The organism is Stetteria hydrogenophila (assembly GCF_054657575.1).
The window spans coordinates 424,608-442,823 of record NZ_BAAHYL010000002.1 but is presented as its reverse complement, the minus strand read 5'-3'; the positions used below and the strand labels follow the sequence as shown (position 1 = coordinate 442,823).

General features: G+C 65.6%; 17 protein-coding genes and 1 pseudogene. 6 read left to right on the top strand and 12 right to left on the bottom strand.

Annotated features, from left to right (window positions below; all coding sequences use genetic code 11):
• Positions 1–50: 50 nt before the first annotated feature.
• Positions 51–2,057 (bottom strand): annotated as a pseudogene (locus tag ACYQ3J_RS05740) (3-hydroxyacyl-CoA dehydrogenase/enoyl-CoA hydratase family protein); the annotation flags it as partial.
• Between the two features lie 175 nt (positions 2,058–2,232).
• On the opposite strand from ACYQ3J_RS05740, the gene ACYQ3J_RS05735 reads away from it, so the two are divergent.
• The 3 genes from ACYQ3J_RS05735 to ACYQ3J_RS05725 all read left to right on the top strand — a co-directional run bounded on the left by ACYQ3J_RS05735 (position 2,233) and on the right by ACYQ3J_RS05725 (position 4,440).
• The gene (locus ACYQ3J_RS05735) at positions 2,233–2,490 is read left to right on the top strand and encodes a hypothetical protein (RefSeq protein ID WP_460125714.1); all 258 of its coding nucleotides are present in this window, start codon (positions 2,233–2,235) and stop codon (positions 2,488–2,490) included.
• A 188-nt stretch (positions 2,491–2,678) separates the two neighbouring features.
• Positions 2,679–3,713, top strand: coding sequence for a lysylphosphatidylglycerol synthase transmembrane domain-containing protein (locus ACYQ3J_RS05730; RefSeq protein ID WP_460125712.1), 1,035 nt, complete (start codon positions 2,679–2,681; stop codon positions 3,711–3,713).
• 1 nt (position 3,714) lies between these two features.
• Positions 3,715–4,440 (top strand): TatD family hydrolase, encoded by a 726-nt coding sequence (locus tag ACYQ3J_RS05725; protein ID WP_460125710.1) that lies wholly within the window; start codon positions 3,715–3,717, stop codon positions 4,438–4,440.
• 20 nt (positions 4,441–4,460) lie between these two features.
• On the opposite strand, the gene ACYQ3J_RS05720 is transcribed toward ACYQ3J_RS05725, so the two are convergent.
• The 4 genes from ACYQ3J_RS05720 to ACYQ3J_RS05705 form a co-directional block, all read right to left on the bottom strand.
• A complete protein-coding gene (locus ACYQ3J_RS05720; protein ID WP_460125708.1) occupies positions 4,461–5,792 on the bottom strand; it encodes a homocitrate synthase/isopropylmalate synthase family protein in 1,332 nt (443 codons plus the stop codon).
• Positions 5,793–5,964: 172 nt separating this feature from the next.
• Positions 5,965–6,702 carry a diphthine--ammonia ligase gene (locus ACYQ3J_RS05715; protein ID WP_460125706.1) on the bottom strand — a complete coding sequence of 246 codons (738 nt, stop codon included), beginning with the start codon at positions 6,700–6,702 and terminating at the stop codon, positions 5,965–5,967.
• A gap of 27 nt (positions 6,703–6,729) precedes the next feature.
• Positions 6,730–7,992 carry an asparagine--tRNA ligase gene (asnS, locus tag ACYQ3J_RS05710; RefSeq protein WP_460126260.1) on the bottom strand — a complete coding sequence of 421 codons (1,263 nt, stop codon included), beginning with the start codon at positions 7,990–7,992 and terminating at the stop codon, positions 6,730–6,732.
• 13 nt (positions 7,993–8,005) lie between these two features.
• Complete coding sequence (locus ACYQ3J_RS05705; protein ID WP_460125704.1) at positions 8,006–8,383, bottom strand: hypothetical protein; 378 nt, start codon at positions 8,381–8,383, stop codon at positions 8,006–8,008.
• A gap of 160 nt (positions 8,384–8,543) precedes the next feature.
• On the opposite strand from ACYQ3J_RS05705, the gene ACYQ3J_RS05700 reads away from it, so the two are divergent.
• Positions 8,544–9,386, top strand: coding sequence for a D-aminoacyl-tRNA deacylase (locus ACYQ3J_RS05700; RefSeq protein WP_460125702.1), 843 nt, complete (start codon positions 8,544–8,546; stop codon positions 9,384–9,386).
• Here the strand turns inward: ACYQ3J_RS05700 and hmgA are convergent.
• The 6 genes from hmgA to ACYQ3J_RS05670 form a co-directional block, all read right to left on the bottom strand.
• Positions 9,383–10,609 (bottom strand): hydroxymethylglutaryl-CoA reductase (NADPH), encoded by a 1,227-nt coding sequence (gene hmgA, locus ACYQ3J_RS05695; protein ID WP_460126258.1) that lies wholly within the window; start codon positions 10,607–10,609, stop codon positions 9,383–9,385. The two genes, ACYQ3J_RS05700 and hmgA, sit on opposite strands and share 4 nt — an antisense overlap.
• A gap of 58 nt (positions 10,610–10,667) precedes the next feature.
• Complete coding sequence (locus tag ACYQ3J_RS05690) at positions 10,668–11,081, bottom strand: Zn-ribbon domain-containing OB-fold protein (RefSeq protein ID WP_460126256.1); 414 nt, start codon at positions 11,079–11,081, stop codon at positions 10,668–10,670.
• Between the two features lie 19 nt (positions 11,082–11,100).
• Complete coding sequence (locus tag ACYQ3J_RS05685; RefSeq protein WP_460125697.1) at positions 11,101–12,237, bottom strand: thiolase family protein; 1,137 nt, start codon at positions 12,235–12,237, stop codon at positions 11,101–11,103.
• Positions 12,238–12,253: 16 nt separating this feature from the next.
• Positions 12,254–13,312 (bottom strand): hydroxymethylglutaryl-CoA synthase, encoded by a 1,059-nt coding sequence (locus ACYQ3J_RS05680; RefSeq protein ID WP_460125696.1) that lies wholly within the window; start codon positions 13,310–13,312, stop codon positions 12,254–12,256.
• A gap of 114 nt (positions 13,313–13,426) precedes the next feature.
• Positions 13,427–14,545, bottom strand: coding sequence for an ABC transporter ATP-binding protein (locus ACYQ3J_RS05675; protein ID WP_460125694.1), 1,119 nt, complete (start codon positions 14,543–14,545; stop codon positions 13,427–13,429).
• 6 nt (positions 14,546–14,551) lie between these two features.
• Positions 14,552–15,514, bottom strand: coding sequence for an ABC transporter ATP-binding protein (locus ACYQ3J_RS05670; RefSeq protein WP_460125692.1), 963 nt, complete (start codon positions 15,512–15,514; stop codon positions 14,552–14,554).
• Between the two features lie 394 nt (positions 15,515–15,908).
• Here ACYQ3J_RS05670 and ACYQ3J_RS05665 point away from each other — a divergent pair, with 394 nt between their 5' ends.
• Complete coding sequence (locus tag ACYQ3J_RS05665; RefSeq protein ID WP_460125690.1) at positions 15,909–16,958, top strand: radical SAM protein; 1,050 nt, start codon at positions 15,909–15,911, stop codon at positions 16,956–16,958.
• On the opposite strand, the gene ACYQ3J_RS05660 is transcribed toward ACYQ3J_RS05665, so the two are convergent.
• On the bottom strand, positions 16,940–17,455 hold the full coding sequence (locus ACYQ3J_RS05660; RefSeq protein WP_460125688.1) for a hypothetical protein: 516 nt from the start codon (positions 17,453–17,455) through the stop codon (positions 16,940–16,942). The genes ACYQ3J_RS05665 and ACYQ3J_RS05660 overlap by 19 nt on opposite strands.
• 92 nt (positions 17,456–17,547) lie before the next feature.
• Here ACYQ3J_RS05660 and ACYQ3J_RS05655 point away from each other — a divergent pair, with 92 nt between their 5' ends.
• On the top strand, positions 17,548–18,144 hold the full coding sequence (locus ACYQ3J_RS05655; protein ID WP_460125686.1) for a TATA-box-binding protein: 597 nt from the start codon (positions 17,548–17,550) through the stop codon (positions 18,142–18,144).
• The last annotated feature ends 72 nt before the right edge of the window (positions 18,145–18,216 follow it).

Below are 18,216 nucleotides of genomic sequence, written 5' to 3'. Positions count from 1 at the left end.
GGGTTTAATCCTTAGCGTGGGGCCCTGAAGGCTGGAGGGGGTTCAAGGGGTTACGCCCGCTTGAAGCGGGGCTCCCTCCCCTCCGGCCGCGGCGCGCCTCCCCTGGCGTCCTCCGCGGCGAGGAGTAGGCTGAAGAGCTGGGATTCCAGTGCGAGGCCGGCCCATATGCTGGACTCCAAGCCATACTCGAGGGCGTGCTTCGCCGCCATGAGGGCTAGCGGAGGCTTCCCGGCGAGCTCCAGGGCGAGCCTCCTGGCCTCTTCCTCGAGCCTCCCCGGCGGCACCACCCTCTCCACGAGCCCCATCCTCTCCGCCTCCCTGGCCGTCACCGTTCTACCGGTGAGGATCAACTCCTTCGCCCTCCCCCTGCCGATGAGGCGTGGCAGCCTCTGCGTGGCCCCGGCGCCGGGCACGAGGCCCAGGCTTACCTCGGGCTGGCCCAGCACTGCGTCCTCGCTCGCCACCCTTATGTCGGCGCTGAGCGCTAGCCCGAGCCCGCCGCCTAGAACGTAGCCGTGGAGCGCCGCTATGATTGGCTTGGTGTAGAACTGCATCTTGAGCGTGAGCTCCTGGAGCCTCCTGGCGAACCTGGCCGCCTCTATGGGGGTCGCGTTGGCGAGGGCTGTGACGTCCGCCCCGGCGCTGAAGGCCCTGCCCTCGCCTCGCAGCACCACTACTCTAACGTCGTCCCTGTCCTCCAGCATGTCTAGGGTCTCCGAGAGCTCTCTGACCATCTGGGGGTTGAGCGCGTTGAGCTTCCTAGGCCTGTTGAGGACCACCCAGGCTATGGGCTCCTCGATCCTCACGATGATGGTATCCCTCACGATCTCCTCGGCCCTGTACTCGTAGAAGCCCCTGCCGGCCTTCCTGCCCGTCCTACCCTCCCCGACCATCCTGATTAGGAGGGGGTCTGGGTCGTACTCCTCGAAGCCGGTCTCCTCCCTCAGCTTCTTCAACGCCTCCACGACAGCGTCGACCCCGTAGTCGTCGGCGTACTCGAAGACTCCCCGGGGCCAGCCGAGGCCCAGCCTCACAGCCTTGTCGATGTCCTCCTTCTCCGCCACGCCGTTCCTAAGCAGCCACGCCCCCTCATTGACTGCGGGCGCTATCAGGATTACCGGGTCAACCCTCCCGCCGGCCTCCCCGGGTATGCCGGGCCTAGCGTACTCCCCGGGGGCGGGGTACTGGTAGAAGCCCCTCCCAGCCCTCACTCCATACTCCTTCTTCTCAAGCTTCTCACGGTAGAGGGGGCACAGGTGCACCTTGAAGCCCCTCTCAGCCATAGCCTTCCACACCTGGTAGAGCAGGTCCACCCCGGCGTAGTCGGCGAACTCGAAGGCCCCCATGGGGAGGCCTAGCCTGTACCTCGCGGCGCCGTCGACCTCGACTATGCTGGCTACGCCCTTGGCTACGAGCCAGCACGCCGTGTTCAGGAACCTCGCGAGGACCCTGTTGACTATGAACCCGGGGACATCCCTCTTGACGACTACCGGCTGCTTCCCAAACCTCCTCGCCAGCTCCACGGCGAGCTGGAGCGCCTCATCACTCGTCCTCTCACCCCTCACCACCTCAACGAGGGGCACCTCCTGGGGCGGGTTGAGGAAGTGCATGCCTACAACCCTCTCGGGCCTCCGGGTAGCGGCGGCTACCTCGGAAACCAGCAGGCCCCCGGTGCTTGTCGCCATCACCGCGTGCGCGGGCATGTGCTCATCGGCGAAAGCGAAGACCCTCCTCTTCAACTCTATGCTCTCCGGCGCCGCTTCTATCATGAAGTCGCTCTCAGACAACGCTTTCGCGAGCTCGCCGCTGAACTCGCCGCCCACGACCCTCACCAGCTTTACCCTGGACATAACCGCGTCAACGCTCTCCTCCAGCAAGCCCTCCTCGGCGAGCCTCGAGAGGCTCCGGCGTATCTCCTCCAGCACGCTCCCCTCTGCTCCACCGCTTACGTCGGCTAGGAAAACCTCTAAGCCGCTAACGGCGGCGACTTCGGCTATCCCATAGCCCACAACACCGGCTCCGACGACAGTTACCCGTTTAACGTCATCGGCTCTCGTAAAGAATCACCCCCGCCACTGATGAATGCACCCCGCTCGTAGTATTAAGTTGCATGGTTAACTGGTTGGCGAATCACGGCTAAGCGAGCGAATAGCGGCCCCCCTTAAGCCCCAGCCGTGATTCATCTACCTTTAAAACCCGTAGTTAATGGGGGGTCACCGCGGTGAACGAGGGATGAGCGAGTACATACAGCAGCTAATCGAGATAATAAGGCCGGAGATTTCGAAGTACAACTTGAAGATACTGCCAAGGGGCAAGTCGAGCTTTAGCCTCATCCGCGGCACCGACGTAGTCATGACTGTGAGGGACGCCGGTGAGATAGTGGAGCTCTCCTATAAAGGGAAGAAGTACAACTACGACAAATGGTACACGAAGCCGCAGCACTTAGCCGATACTATCCTGCACGTCCTCCAGTTCCAGGAGTCCAAGTAAACCCGGCGCCCTAGCAGGAAAGCGGGGCCGCTGGCTACAGCAGCCGTTTTTAGCCGACCACAGGAGAGGCCTTCATGCTCCTTGACAGCGGGGCCTCCGCGGGGAGCCTTACCCGGCTTTCACGGTTTTAAACCAGCAGAGGCCTGACAGGGGTTATGCGAGCGCGTTGACGGGGAGCGGGTCTAGTTATGCAGGAGGGCTTGGAGGGCTCGGCGGGGGGTGGGAGCGGTAGCAGGCACCTCGCCGCCTGGTCGGCGCTGCTCGCCGTCACAGTGGCCCTGGCGCTTTCAGCGGTGGCCGGCGGCCCCCGGGAGCTTGCGAGGCTCCTGGCGGAGGCGGACCCTAGGCGGCTGGCGCTAGCCGCGGGCCTCATACTCGCAGCTGAGGCCTTGAGGGCCGTGAGGCTCGTGCTGGTCACCCGCCGGATGGGTGGAGGGCTCAGGTTCAGGCACGCGCTAGCCGCTAGGCTCCTCGGCAAGTTTGCGGGGCTCGCAACCCCGGCCGGCATTGCCTCAGCGCCTACCAGGGCGGCGCTTGTCGGGGCCTACACGGGGCTCCACGTGGGGAGCGCCCTGGGGGCTGCGACGCTTGAGGGCCTCGCAGACTCACTCACAGCCTCGCTGGTTGCGCTGGCTACCGCTCTACCCCTCCTGCCCCGGAGCGCCCTCGTGGTTCTCCTCTCACTGCTCACCTCGGCGCTGTGGCTCACGGGGGTCCTGGCGGCGTCCAGAGACGGCTTGGCTGAGAGGGTTTACGAGCGGCTGCGGCTACCGGCTAGGCTGAGGTGTATGATCGAGCTACACCGCAGGCTTTACGTGGAGGCCCTCGCCCAGGTTAGGCAGGCGGACTTCTCGGCTTACTTCGCGCTGCTAACCGTGGCAGCGTACATGGTTGAAGCCTTCAGCGTTGTGGCTGCTAAGCTCGGCCCTCAGGCCCTCGGGTCTGGTGGGCTCTACCTCCTCCCTGCCGCCCTCGGCGGGGTGGCCGCCACCTACGTGGCCATCATCTTCCCGACCCCGGGCGGTAGCGGGGCGGTGGAGTTCTCGCTCAGCGTGTACCTCGACCCCCACTCCCTCGTGACGTGGCGTCTCGCCCAGCTAATCGTGGTGTTGCTGCCCGCCGCGCTGCTGCTAGCCGCCGCCCCGAGCCTGCGCGAGTACTTTAACTCCGAGGCATCCCTGGGGGTCGGCGGGAAGTGCGATGGCGAGCCAGAGGATTTATGACATGCACGTTCACCTATACGAGTTCAGCAGGGACGAGGTTAGGGGTATAATAGAGAGCGATCCGGGCATCGTACTGGTATCCGTCTCGGAGGACGTCGAGAGCTTCCAGGCGGTGCTCAGCCTCCACGAGGAGTACCCTGACAGGGTGGTCCCCTGCGTGGGCTTCCACCCCTGGAACATAGGTAAGGAGCCACTCTCGCAGGTCGACGAGCTAATCAGGATGGCATACAGGAGCGACGTGGCCTGCGTGGGGGAGGTCGGGCTCGACAAGAAGTTCGTCCCGGAGACGTGGGAGACCCAGGTCCAGGTCTTTGGGAAGTTCGTGGACTACGCGGTGGAGGTCGGCGGCTTCCTCAACATACACGCCCCCGGCGCCTGGAGGGAGACGCTCTCAATACTCGCGGACGCCTGCGTGGAGAGGGCGATGTTCCACTGGTACACCGGCCCCAGGGACCTCATGTACGTGATAGGCGAGGCGGGCCTCAAGGTCTCGCTGAACCCCGCGCTGAAGATTCAGAGGAAGCACCTGGAGATAGCCAGGGAGGCCCCGCTCGGCTACATAGTGCTGGAGAGCGACGGCCCCTACAACTACAGGGGCCTCAGGCTCACGCCCCTCCTCATCAGGGAGGCCGTGGGCATCATAGCCCGGGAGAGGGGCGTGAGCGAGCAGGAAGTGCTGGAGGCTGCAAGGGCTAACTCGGAGCGCCTCCTCCACGCCGTGAGGTAGTCCGCAGCGCCCCGGGGTCCTTAGGCCGCCCTCCCGGGATCCCCGAGGGCCTCCTCGAGGAGGTGGGGGAGGTACCTCCTGGCGAGCCTGGCTAGGTCCTCGTCGCTCAGCGGCTCCCTCCTACCCCTGTTGAACTCCTCCACCACCGCCCTGTAGATAGCCTCGACTGCAGGGTGGTCCTTGCCGACCTCCACGCCGAGCCGGTGCTTGAGCCAGTAGACTATGGCGGACCTGCCGGAGTACTGGTCGACCACGACTGAGTAGGGCATGCCGAGCACCGATACTGGGTCGAGTGGGAGGTAGATCCTGGGGTTCTTGAGGAGGCCGTCTATGTGTATCCCCGACTTGGTCTTGAAGGCGTTCTCGCCCACCACGGGCTGGAATGGGGGCACCCTGTAGCCTATGGACTCGAAGAACTCCGCCACCCTCGCTATTGCCTTGAGGTTCACGCCCCGGGACCCCTTTATCCCGGCGTAGTGGATAAGCATGACTTCGAGGGGGCAGTTGCCGCTCCTCTCGCCGAGCCCTAGGAGGGTGCAGTTCGACCCGCAGGCCCCGTAGACCCAGGCGGCCAGGTGGTTCGCCACGGCGAGGCCGAAGTCGTTGTGGCCGTGGAACTCCAGGGCGTCGCAGGGCAGGCCGGTGTGCCTCCTCAGCTCCCTGACGAGGGCGGGGAGCCCGCGCGGCGGCGGGACCTCCGGGAAGGGGAGGGCGAGGCCCAGAGTGTCGGAGAGCTTGACCCCCACCCTAACGCCGTACCTCTCGCCTAGCCTGAGGAGGCGCCTGACGAACGGGATGACCATTCCGTGGAGGTCTGCCCTCGTCACGTCCTCGAGGGCGCACTTCACGCTGACCCCGCTCCTCAGCGCCTCCTCCACGACCGAGAGGTACTTCTCCATCGCCTCCCTCCTCGTGAGGCCGAGCTTGTCGTATATCTGGTAGTCCGATATCGAGGTGAGTATGACGGTCTCATCAAGCCCGGCCTCCCTGACTAGCCTCAGGTCCTCCCGCCGCGCCCTGATCCACCCGATAACCTTGGGGTACTCGTAGCCGTAGCTGAGCAGCCTCCTCGCCAGCTCCCTGTCCTTGCTGGTGTAGAGGAACACCTCCGTGGCGCGTATAGCGTCGCCTCCACCGTTCAGCTCGGCGAGCAGCTCGTAGACCCTGACCCCCTCCTCCACCGTGAGGGGCCTCCAGCCCTGCTGGCCCTCCCTCAGCGTCGAGTCCGTCAGGTATATGCCGCCGAGGTGCGGAGCCCCAGTGTCGAGCGGGATCCTTGGCACGTCGGTGAAGGGGAAAAGCTCCTCGTAGCGCCTCGCCTCACCGTCGACCCCACGCCCGCCAGTGTTCAAGCACCAATCCCCGGAGCCCTCGAGTAAGTGGTGCACGGGAAATAGTCGTTGCCGCCTTGGATGGAGTGGATTAAGCCCCGGCCAAGACTGCTGGAAGCGCTTTCCGCCCCATGCTCTTAAGCCCCGATGCCGTATGGGGACCGGTGAATCCACGGATCCCCCCGGCGGGGGGTCAGGCGAGGGTGGAGCCGTCGACTATGATGCAGGGCCCGCCCCTGGAGATCCAGGCCCTCTCGACGACTAGCTCGTGGGTGAACTCGGAGCGCGTGACCCTGCGGGCCTCCAGGCACACCCTGCCCTGCTTGTGGAGAGGCGAGTCGAAGGCCAGGGTCTCCGCCTCTCCCCCCTCGAACGCCGGGTTGAAGCCGTACCTCTCGGCGAGCCGTAGCAGCTCCCGGGCGACCGCCTCGTCCACTGGTACGCCGAGGAGCCTGGGAGGGATCCCCATCGCCGTTATCGAGGTTATGATGAACCTCACCCCCTCCCTCACGAGGAGGAGCAGGTACTCCCGCGGGTCCATGCCCCACTGGGGGGAGTAGACCCTGGCCCCGAGGGCTCTGGCGACGCGCTCCACCCTAGCCTTCTGGTAGCGGCTGGCGATGGCGCCCACGACTATGGTGTCGAAGCCGTACTCCTCTCTCGCCCTCCTGAGCCCCTCCAGCAGCTCGTCGACCTCCCTCTCCTTGACCCCGCTCACTCTGATCCAGACGTGCCTGCCCCCGAGCCCCATGGCTTCCGCAGCGAGGCGGGCGAGGTGGATGTTGGAGGCGTGGAACATCCAGCTGTCGCCCCGCTCCGGCTCGGCGGTGGCCAGGCAGGCGACCTCGTAGCCCTCCCTGACCGCCCTGAGCAGGGCGTAGGTGCTGTCCTTGCCCCCCGTGAAGAGGGCGCACGCCCTCCCAGCCGGCACTGCCCGGGATCCCCCGGCAGGGGCGGGTTAGGGGTAGATGCGGTCCCTGAACCTGGGGAAGGGGATCGAGTCCCTGATGTGGTCGAGGCCTGCTATCCACATGACCAGCCTGTCGACCCCCAGGCCGAAGCCCGCGTGGGGGACGCTGCCGTACCTCCTCAGGTCGAGGTACCACTTGTAGTCCTCGGGGTTCAGGCCCTCCTCCACTATCCTGGCGTAGAGGACCTCGTAGTCGTCCTCCCTCTCGCTGCCGCCGATGACCTCCCCGTACCCCTCGGGCGCTAGGAGGTCGAAGCCCAGCACCACGTCGGGCCTGCTCCTGTCAGTCTTCATGTAGAAGCTCTTGATCTGCTTCGGGAAGTGTGTGACGTAGAAGGGGGTCTCGAACTCCTCGGTCAGCAGCCTCTCCTCGTCCGCCCCCAGGTCGTCGCCCCACTTCAAGTCGACCCCCTTCCTCCTCAGGATCTCCAGGGCCTCGTCGTACGTTATCCTCGGGTACCCCGGCTTCCTGGCGGGCTCCAGGCGCTCCGTGTCCCTCTTCAGGAGGCTCAGCTCCTCCAGCCTCTCCCGGAGCACGGCGTCGACGGTGTAAGCCACCATCTCCTCCCCGATCCTCATGAGGTCCTCCATGCCCGCCCACGCCTGCTCGACTTCGAGGTGCCAGTACTCGTAGAGGTGCCTCCTCGTCCTGCTCCTCTCCGCCCTGAAGCTCGGGGTGAGGCTCCACACCTTCTCCAGGCTGTAGATGAGGGCCTCGAGGTAGAACTGGGCGCTCTGGCTCAGGTACGCCTTCCTGCCGAAGAAGTTGACCTCGAAGAGCGTGGCGCCCCCCTCGACTGCTGACTGCGTCAGGATGGGCGGGGAGACCTCCCACCACCCGTTCCTCTCCAGGTACTCCCTCAGCGCCTTGAGCACTGTGTGCCTTATCCTCCACACCGCCGTGAGGCGCCTGCTCCTCACCCAGAGGTGCCGCACGTCCAGGAGGTAGTCGACCCCCTCCCCGCCCTTGATGGGGAAGTTCCTGGACTCCCCGTAGACCTTGAAGTGGTGCGCCCTCAGCTCCACGCCCCCCGGCGCCCTGGGATCCCGGGCCAGCACCCCGGCCGCCTCCACCGACGCCTCGATGTCGGCCCTCTCGGCTTCAGCCACCGCCTCCCGCGGCGCCTGGGAGCGGTCTATGACCACCTGGAGTATTCCCTCCGAGTCCCTGAGCACTATGAAGATCTTGCCGCCGACGTCCCGCTTCCTGTAGACCCAGCCCCTCAGCCTGGCCCTCGCGCCCTCGCCCATCCTGAGCGCGTCCCTAGTCTTCACCAGAGGCTCCACGGCCCGGCCCACCCTCCAGCGCCTCCTCCAGGACCCTTAAGCAGTAGCTGCGGGCCTCGCTAATAGACCCCTTGAAGGGATCCCTGCCGGCCTCAACCGCGAAGCGGAGGCTGACGAGCTCCCGGCGCCCCTCCCCGGGGACCTCGACTATGACCGCCTCGCAGCCGCCGGGCAGGGGGGCGTAGCAGACCCTGGCAGGCGCCCCGACGTCGAGCACCTCCCTACACTCGAGGACGCCCTCCGGCAGCTGCTTGTAGACGTCTATCGAGTAAACCCTCACGCCCATGGACTCGACTAGAACCGCCCTCTTGAACTCCTCGTAGTACTCCTCCACCACGCTGTAGCCGCCGGGCAACGCTGTGGACACCCAAGCCCCGCGGGGCACGAGACGCGCCGGGGGGGCCAAATTAACGGGGGCCCCCAGGGGGCTCCGGCCACGGCTTGGAGGCGGTGCGCGCCTGTGCGAGGAGTATAATAGCGCCCCGCCCCCCGCGGCGCGCCGGTGCAGCTGCTCCATGACTAGGGGCAGGCTTGCGGTCGCGTACTCCGTCAGGGACCCCGCCGGCAGCGGGGCGGCGAGGATCCTAGTGGAGCTGGCCGGGGGCGAGAGGGCCGAGTGCCCCGGGGCCGTGGAGTGCTACGCCCTCAGCGGTGGAGTGATGCTGGGCGGCTTCGAAGTCGACACGCCGTTCATGGACATGCTCTCGGAGACGCCCGACCCGGCGGCGGAGGCTGTCATAGTGCTCTCCAGGCACTCGGGATCCTCGGGGGTCAAGACGCTCAGCGTGCATCACACGGGCAACCCCACGGATAGGACGCTGGGCGGGAGGCCGAGGGAGCTCGCGCTGGCGTACCCACAGCTCTCCAAGGCGCTCATGCTGGCCTACAGGGAGGAGGCCGAGGAGGCCGGGATCCTGGGCGAGTACGACTTGAAGCTCGAGGCCACCCACCACGGCCCGACCACAGTGGATAAGCCCGTGGTGTTCATAGAGATCGGGAGCGGCCCAGAGGAGTGGCGGGATCCCAGGGCCCAGCGGGCGATGGCTGCGGCGGTGCTGAGGGTCCTCGAGTCCGGCCCCGCCGAGGGGTGCACGCCCGCCACCGGCTACGGGGGCGGCCACTACCCCGTGAGGTTCACCAAGCTACACCTGGAGTCGGACTACTGCTTCGGCCACATCCTGGCGAAGTACGTGCTCCGCGAGGGCCTCGACCCCAATGTGATCAGGCAGAGCGTGGAGAAGAACTACCCCACCCGGCCGGTGAAGGCGGTGGTGGAGAAGAAGAGCCTGAGATCCGCGGAGAGGAGGGAGTTCGAGGGGATCCTCAGGAGCCTGGGCGTGGAGGTCGAGTTCATCTAGCCCTTCACTCCGCCCCTGCCGAGGGCCTTGTGGGCCCTGGCCAGGTGGCCCGCCGCGAGCGCCGCTAGCAGGTTGAGCTCCCCCGCAAGCACCGCGGCCGCCACTATCTCGGCGAACTTCAACGCGTTAACCCCGGGCGGGTCGCCCCCGCCGGCGACGCCGAGCATCGCCAGGGCCTCCCGCTGCGTTGGGAGCCAGGTACCCCCGCCCACAGTGCCGACCTCCAGGCTGGGGAGGGTGACGGAGACGTAGAGGTCCCCGCCGCGGAGCTCGGTCCACGTGTAGCCCATGCTGCTCTCGACCACCTGGGCGACGTCCTGGCCCGTGGCTATGAATATGGCGGCTATGATGTTAGCGTAGTGGGCGTTGAAGCTCAGGCTCCCCGCCGCGGCGCTCCCCAGGAGGTTCTTGGCCACGTTCACGTAGTGGATGTCCTCGGGCCTCGCCTTCAGCACACTCTCAGCCACGTCCCTCCTGATAACCGCCTCGGCGACGACGTACTTGCCCCTGCCGAGGAGCTTGTTGAGGCAGGAGGGCTTCTTGTCGACGCACATGTTGCCGCTCAGCGCCACACACCTCGCCTCACCCGGGTAGTTCCTCGCGATGTAGTCGCACGCCGCCTCGCTCGCTATCGTGGCCATGTTCATCCCCATAGCGTCGCCTGTGGAGTACACGAACCTGAGCCAGACGAGGTTGCCGACCTGGAAGACCTGCACGTCCACCAGCCTGCCGTGGCGGGTCGTGGACTCCGCCGCCTCCCTCACGCCGTCAAGGTTCCCCTTCACCCACTCCACGAGCCTCGCGGCCTCCTCAACGCTCGGTGTCCAGAGGAGCGGCGCCCTAGCCATGCCGTCCCTGAGCACCTTGACCCTGGCGCCGCCGCTCAGCGTTACAGCCTTGCAGCCCCTGTTCACGCCGGCCACGAGAGCCCCCTCAGTCGTCGCGAGCGGGATGTAGAAGTCCCCCCGGGCGTAGTCGCCGTTCACCCTCAGCGGCCCCGCGACCCCCAGGGGGATCTGAACGGCTCCTATGGGGTTCTCGATGTTCCTGCCGTAGAGCTCCTCGAAGTCGAGGATAGTGGAGGCTATCGAGGAGAGGTTGACCCGGAGCGTCTTCTCCAGGAAGAGCCTCCTCGCCACCGCTGCAAGGTTGGCGTTGCCCAGCTCCTCCTCTAGCCGGGAGAAGCTCAGCTCCCCCCTCTCGAGCTTCCTCACCACCTCGATGACTCCGATCTTCCCCCTACCTCTCCCCTCCTCTCTCCTCTCGCCACTTCTCCTCTCATCACTCACCCCGACCAGCCTCCAGGGCCGGCCTGAACTTGACGGCGTAGTATATGAAGCCCGCCTCGCCGTCCTCCCTTACCTTCCTGAGCACGGCCTCGACGCTCATGCCCGTCGAGACCTCGCCCGGCTCGACGTCGGTCAGCTCCGCCACCACCCTGACACCGCCCAGGTTGACGAGGCCCACCACGACTGGGGAGGCGTGCCTCGCCCCCTCCGGCACGCTGTAGACCACCGTGTAGCTCTCGAGCACCCCCCTCGATGAGAGCCTCACCCTCTCCAGCGACGTGGAGCCGCAGTACGGGCACGCAGCCGCCGGCGGGTAGTGGATCCTGCCGCACCCCTTGCACCTGGCAGCCTCGAGCCTGTAGAGGGGGCCCTTCACCCTCCAGTGCCTCGGGACGGATAGGCGCATCGACACCCCACTCCACCCCCTAGACTCTCCTGAACACCGCGGCGAACGCGCTTGAGCCGATGGCGTTGTAGCCGGCTGCAAGCCCTACCCTGGCGTCCTCGGCCCTGACGCCCTCGAAGCGGCCGGCGAGCTGGAGGGCCACCTCGGCGGCCTGGTAGACTCCGGTCGCGCCGACCGGGTGGCCCCTCGCCTTGCAGCCGCCGCTAGGGTTGACTATGGGGCCCTCTCCCCCCACGGTGAACCTGCCCTCCGCAACCATCTCCGCAGCCTTCCCCCTCGGCGCGATGCCCAGGGCCTCCAGGGAGAGGAGGCCCTTAATAGTGAAAGTATCAATAACCTCAACCACGTCGGGGAGCCCCGCCTTCTCTACGGCCCTCCTCCCGGCCTCCTCGAGCGCCGGCACCCTCAGGGGGTCGCCCGTGTGGCCGAAGGAGTAGGGGCCAACTGCGCTCTCAACGCCCACCAGCTCCGCCAGGGGGTGCCCGTCCACCACGTCCCCCGCCGCCAGGACGACTGCAGCCGCGCCGTCGCCGAGCGGGAACGAGTCCAGGAGCGTGAGGGGGTCGGCGACAGGCATGGCCTTAGCCACTGCCCCGGGGTCGATGGCGAACCTGAGCATCGCGTAGGGGTTCTCCTTCGCGTGGCTGTGCATCATCGCGGGCCAGTAGGAGAGCGTCTCCCTGGAGACCCCGTACTCCTCCATGTAGAGCCTCGCCTGAAGCCCGGCGTGGGCCGCGTGGCCTATGTTGTAGATCGCCTCCACCTCGGTGTCGTAGAGGCTCTGCATATCCCTGTAGACGTGGCTGCTCACGAAGTCGGTGAGCTTGTCGACCCCCACGACGAGCACCCTCGAAGCCTCGCCCGAGGCGATGAGCGAGTACGCAGCCTTCAGCGCGGCGAGGCCCGAGGCCTCCCCCGCCTCGACGGCGAGGGAGCCGACGCCGTGGAGCCCCATGTAGCCGGCGATGTAGCCGGCGACGTCGAGCTGGCCCGACTCAACGTACTGGATCGCGCTGGAGGCCACGATGTAGTCCACGCTACCCCCGGCCCCCTCGAGAGCCTTGGAGGCCGCCTCGAAGGCCAGGCCCCTCAGGCTCTTATCGAAGTGCCTCCCAACCCTCACCAAGCCAACGCTCTCAACGTAGACCCTAGCCATCCCCGGTCAGCCCTCCCTACTTGATCACCCTCAGCAGGCCCCTGGCCTTGGAGTAGTAAGCGTAGTCGACCCGCTTCGAGCGGGCGAGGTAGTCGTCGAACGTCGGGGCCAGCCCCCGGGCCTCCTCGACCGGGTCAGTCACTATTATGCTGTAGGCGTCGGAGCCCGCGCCGCTGCCGAAGGGGGCGAGGAGTATCCTCTCCCCCGGCTTGGCCACGTCGAGCACCCTCGCCAGGCCTATCAGCGCGCTGGCGTTATAGGTGTTCCCGATGACCGGTGTCACGAGGCCGGGGAGGATCTTCTCCTTGGGGATCCCCAGCATCTTGCCCACCCTCAGCGGGAACTTGCCGTTTGGCTGGTGGAAGACCGCGTAGTCGAAGTCGCCCGGCTTGAGGCCGAGCTTCTCCATGAGCCCCTTCACGGCGCTGACTATGTGGTGGAAGTAGGCGGGCTCCCCGGTGAAGCCCTCGCCGTGGAGGGGGTAGGGCTGGAGGCTCCTACGCCAGAAGTCGGTGGTGTCGGTGACGTAGGTGTAGCTCCCCTCGAAGTAGGCGACGCCGCCGTCGCGGGGGCCGAGGACGAACGCCGCGGCGCCGCTGGAGGCCGTGAACTCGAGCACGTCCCCCGGGTTGGCCTGGGCAGTGTCGCTCCCCACGACCAGCGCGTACTCCACCAGCCCCCCGGCGATCATGCCTATCGAGGCCCTCATAGCCTCGCTGGCAGCCCTGCAGGCGAACTCGAGGTCGCTCGCCATCGTCTCGGGGGTGATGCCCAGGGCCTCAGCGATCACGGTGGCGCTGGGCTTGACCGCGTAGGGCTTCGACTCGGAGCCGAAGAAGACCGCCCCGATCCTCGACGGGTCGACCCTAGCCCTTGCAATAGCGTTCCTAGCAGCCTCGAAGCCCATCGTGAGGCTGTCCTCGTCCGGCCCGGCGACCGCCTTCTCCTTCATGTTGAGGGCGGCGGCCTGGTGCTCAGGCCACCCCCAGATCCTGGCGATCTCGCTCATCGGGAGCCTGTAGCGTGGGACGTAGGATCCCCACCCGTGTATCGAGACGCGCTCCTCAGGCTTCAATAGTTAGGGCACCCCAAGCGCTGCCCCTCGGGAGCGGAAAATTTAAGCAGGGTGAATAATAAGCTTTAGGCTATCGCCCCTAATGGTTTTAGTCAAAAGCCTAAAAGTGGGGGCTTACCTCCTGGCGTAGAGCCAGCACGCCACGTAGTGGCCCTTCTCGGCCTCCACGAGCGGCGGCTCCCTAGCCGGGCAGTAGGCCTCGAGCTCCCTCCGCCGCTCGTCGAACACCACGCAGCGCGGGTGGAACCTGCAGCCGGGCGGTATGTTGGCGGCGCTGGGGACCTCGCCCTTGATCTTGAGGTCCCTGATCCTCTTCCTGTTCTCCGGGTTGGGCTCGGGTATCGCGGCGATGAGGGCCTTGGTGTAGGGGTGGAGCGGGTTCTCTATCACCCTCAACGCGTCGCCCATCTCCACGATCTTACCCAGGTACATTATCGCTATCCGGTCGCAGATGTACCTGGCCACCGCCAGGTCGTGGGTGATGAAGAGGTATGAGACGCCCAGCCTCTCCTTAATGTCTATGAGGAGCTCGAGTATCTCCGCCCTTATGGAGACGTCCAGCATTGAGACCGGCTCGTCGGCAACGATCAGCTCCGGGTTGAGGATCATCGCCCTCGCGATGGCGACCCTCTGCCTCTGCCCGCCGCTCAGCTGGTGCGGGTACCTCCACATGAAGTTCTCCGGAGGCACCAGCCTGACGGCTTCAAGCGTCTTGGCCACGAGTTCAACCCTCTCCTCCCTAGTCAGGCCCAGGCCGTGGATGATCAGCGGCTCCTCCAGCGTCTGCTCGATGGTGTACCTCGGGTTCAAGCTGCCGTACGGGTCCTGGTATATCATCTGGACGCTCCTCCTGAGGGGCTTGACGGCGGCGTCGGGCAGCGAGGCGATGTCCACCACTTCCCCGTCTAGGACCTCGGCCCCGTAGCCCCAGAGGTCCTCGAGAACGCTCTTCGTGGGCCTGAAGTATATGTGCCCGCCCATTATGGGGACCAGCCTCATTATAGCCTTACCCGTGGTGGTCTTGCCGCACCCGCTCTCGCCTACTAGGCACAGCACCTCCTTCCTCCTAATGCTGAAGGAGACGCCGTCGACGGCCTTCACGTACCTCCTAGGCCTGCCCCTTACGATGTCGCCTAGCCCCCTCCTGAGGGGGAACCACACCCTCAAGTCCTCAACTCTCAGGATCTCGTCGGGGGCTAGGAGGCTCCTCCCTGCTTCCTCAGCCGCCCTCACGCCCGTTCACCTCTTCGCGTGGAGCCAGCACGCCACGTAGTGGCCGTCCTCAACCTCCACGAGGGGCGGCTCCTCTCTGCTGCAGACGTCCATCCTCCAGGGGCACCTCGGGTGGAACCTGCAGCCGGGCGGGGGGTTCCTTAGGTCGGGCGGCGTGCCCGGTATGTACTCGAGCTTGTCCACGGGCCCCCTGAGCTTCGGTATGCTCTTCAGCAGGAGCCTAGTGTAGGGGTGCTGGGGGTTGTTGAACACCTGCTCCGCGGTCCCCAGCTCGACCAGCTTCCCGGCGTACATGACCCCCACCCTGTCGGCTATCTCGGCTATCACGCTGAGGTCGTGTGATATCATGATTATGCTCATGTTCTTCTCCCTCCTCAGCCTCTTCATCAAGTTCAGTATCTGGGCCTGCACCACCACGTCGAGCGCGGTCGTGGGCTCGTCGGCTATCACAAGCGGGGGCTCCAAGGCGAGCGCCATCGCTATCATAACCCTCTGCTTCTGCCCCCCGCTCAGCTGGTGCGGGTACCTGTTCAGCATAGTCCTGTGGAGTCCAACCATTTCAAGCAGCTCGGCGGCCCTCTCCAGGGCCTCCCTCTTCGTCATGCCCAGGTGGTACATGAGGGGCTCGGCTATCTGGTAGCCGATAGTGTACACTGGGGTTAACGCGTTCATAGCCCCCTGGAACACCATGCTAACCTTCTTCCACCTAACCTTGCTCCTAAGCTCCGACTCGCTCATCTTAGTGATGTCCACGCCGTCCAGGATAATGCTTCCGCCCACGATCCTACCCGGCGGGGGGACGAGGTTGATCAGGCTGAACCCTATAGTCGACTTCCCGGACCCGCTCTCCCCGGCGAGGCCCAGCACCTCCCCGCGCTCGAGCGTGAAGGAGACCCCGTCAACAGCCTTAACCACGCCGGCCACGGTGAAGTAGTACGTCCTCAAGTCCCGGACCTCAAGCAGAGGCATCCACTAGCACCCCTCGAGCAACCCCCCGGGACCGCCGCGCGGGCAACGCCGGTTCAACCCCCACCCTGAAGCCGCCCGCACCCTGGGCTCAAGCCCCTGGGCCAGGGCCCGAGGCCTTCCAACCCTCCTTCGCACCGTTTTCAGTTTTTTAATGCACCTATGCGACGACGCCGGCGACGGCTGGGCCTGTGAAGAGCCCTTTACCGCGCCCGGGGCTTCGGCGGCGCTTCCAGAAGTCCTCCCGGCTTTGGAGGGGCTTTTGGCGGGCTTGGGGCCTGCCTCGGCCTAGGTGGGTTAGGCCTCGTTGGGGCGGGTTCTCCGCCCTAAAGGGTTTAGAGCACTCGCCAGCGCAGCCTAGAGTCTTGGGCCCCGGCTTAGGCGTGGTTCAGGCGTCATGCCCGAGCGCGGCTTCCATGCTGTGGCTAGTTCCTCGTTTAGGGTTACCAGGATCTCCGGGCTGCCATTGATGGGTCACATAGCGTTCGGGGTCATCGATAGGGGTACTAACGTTATCCAGGTGAGGCCGTCCACCCTGTGCCCCCACGCCTGCATCTACTGCAGCGTCGACGCTGGCCCCGCGTCGAGGTGGCGCCAGACGGAGTACATCGTCGACGCTGACGACCTCGTTAGGTGGGTGGCGATGGTTGCGAGCGTGAAGGGGCCGGGGGTTGAGGCGCTCCTCGACGGTGTCGGGGAGCCGCTGACGCACCCCCGCATACTCTACATCATCTCAAGGCTGCGCGGGATCCCCGAGGTGAGGAGCGTCGCCCTCGAGACCCACGGCGGCTTCCTGTCGAAGCGGCTCGCGGAGAAGCTCGACGAGGCGGGCCTGCAGAGGGTGAACCTGAGCCTCGACACCCTAGACCCTGGGAAGGCTAGGCTGCTCGCGGGGGTCCCGTGGTACGACGTGGGGAGGATCGTGAAGGTAGTCGAGTGGATGGTAGAGAACACCGGGATCGACGTCGTCCTCACGCCGGTGATAGTCCCCGGCTACAACGACTCCGAGGAAGACATAGCCTCCCTCGTCGAGCTGGCGAGGAGCCTGGGCCTGGGCTCGAAGGTTGGCTGGCCCACGGGCGTCCTGCCGCAGAAGTACGAGGCCCACAAGTACGGCAGGAAGCCGCGCGGCGTCAAGCCCTGGAGCTGGGGGCGGTTCTACAAGTGGCTCAGGGAGATGGAGGCCAGGCTGGGCTACAGGCTCCACGCCTCGATGAGCGAGCTGGGGATGGAGCCCAGGCCCAGGGTCGCCAAGCCCTACCGGGCCGGGGACAGGGTGCCCCTTAGGGTGGTGGGCCCCGGCTGGCTCCGGGGGGAGCTGCTGGCCGTCGACGCTAGGGGGCTCAGGGCCGTGACCCTCATCGGGGGCGAGCACGTCAGGGTAGGCCAGAGGGTGGTGGCCCGTATAATCCGCGACAAGGACAACATCTACCTGGCCAGGGTGTAGACTATCCGGCCGTCCACGTACACTACTCCCCCGCCCCTGGCCTTGAGCCTCTCGAGGATCTTCAAGGCAGTCCTCCTCGTCGGAGTCGCGGTGTAGGCGCTCCTGTCGCCCCTTATCCAGGGCGCTACGTGGCCCGTGACCGCCACGATGGTCACCGAGACGCCCGTGGCCCCGACTTCCCGGGCGATCTCAACCAGGTCACCCGAGACCTCGGAGGCTTCAACGTAGGGCACCTCGATCAATGCTTCCTCGGTGCCCCTCTCCCAGTCGAGGCCGTAGACTATGACTGCCTGCCACTTCCTGGCGAAGCCCTCCACGAGAGCTGAGAGGAGCCCCGTCACCTCGTTAGGCCTGTACTCATCGTACCCCCTCTCCCTGGTAACCTCCTCGAACTCGTCCAGGTCTAGGACGACCACGGTGCCGGGCGGTAGGTGGGGCGTCGGCGTGAGACTAGGACTGTCACCGACACGCGCCTCCCAGGCTGCTCGCTTCCCCATCCCCCCACCAGGCCGCGTTAACCCGCCATGCTGTGCGCTTATATATCTCGGGGACCCGAGCCTTAAAAAGGGAGGGTGGGGCTGGTTTAGTTTTGCAGGAGAAGAGTGACGTACAGCGAGAGGAGCAGGAGCCTCAGCCCACCTACAACATTGAGAACATCGTGGCCACGGTTATCCTCCAGAACAACCTAGACCTGAACCTGATAGAGACCAGGATACCCGACGTCGAGTACAACCCCGACCAGTTCCCGGGCCTCGTCTACAGGATGCAGCAGCCCAAGGTGACGGCGCTCATATTCAAGTCGGGGAAGATGGTCGTCACGGGCGCCAAGAGCGTCATGGAGCTTGTTCAGGCTGTTAAGAAGATCCTGAAGACGCTGATCGAGAAGGGGATCCCCATACAGGGGAGGCCGCAGATACAGATCCAGAACATAGTAGCCTCGGCCAACCTCCACGTCTTCATAGACCTCGAGAGGGCGGCCGAGGTCTTGGAGAACAGCATGTACGAGCCGGAGCAGTTCCCAGGCCTCATCTGCAGGCTGAAGAAGCCCAGGGTCGTGCTCCTCATATTCAACAGCGGCAAGATGGTCATCACCGGGGCCAAGAGGGAGGAAGAGGTCAGGGAGGCAGTGTTTACCGTCTACAAGATACTCAAGGAGAGGGGCTGCATAAGAAAGCCTCTCTACTAGAATAATGCAACTGGCCGGATGATGCGAGTGGCTGGGAATACTGAGTCCCCGCCGGGCCGTGAAGAGCAAGGC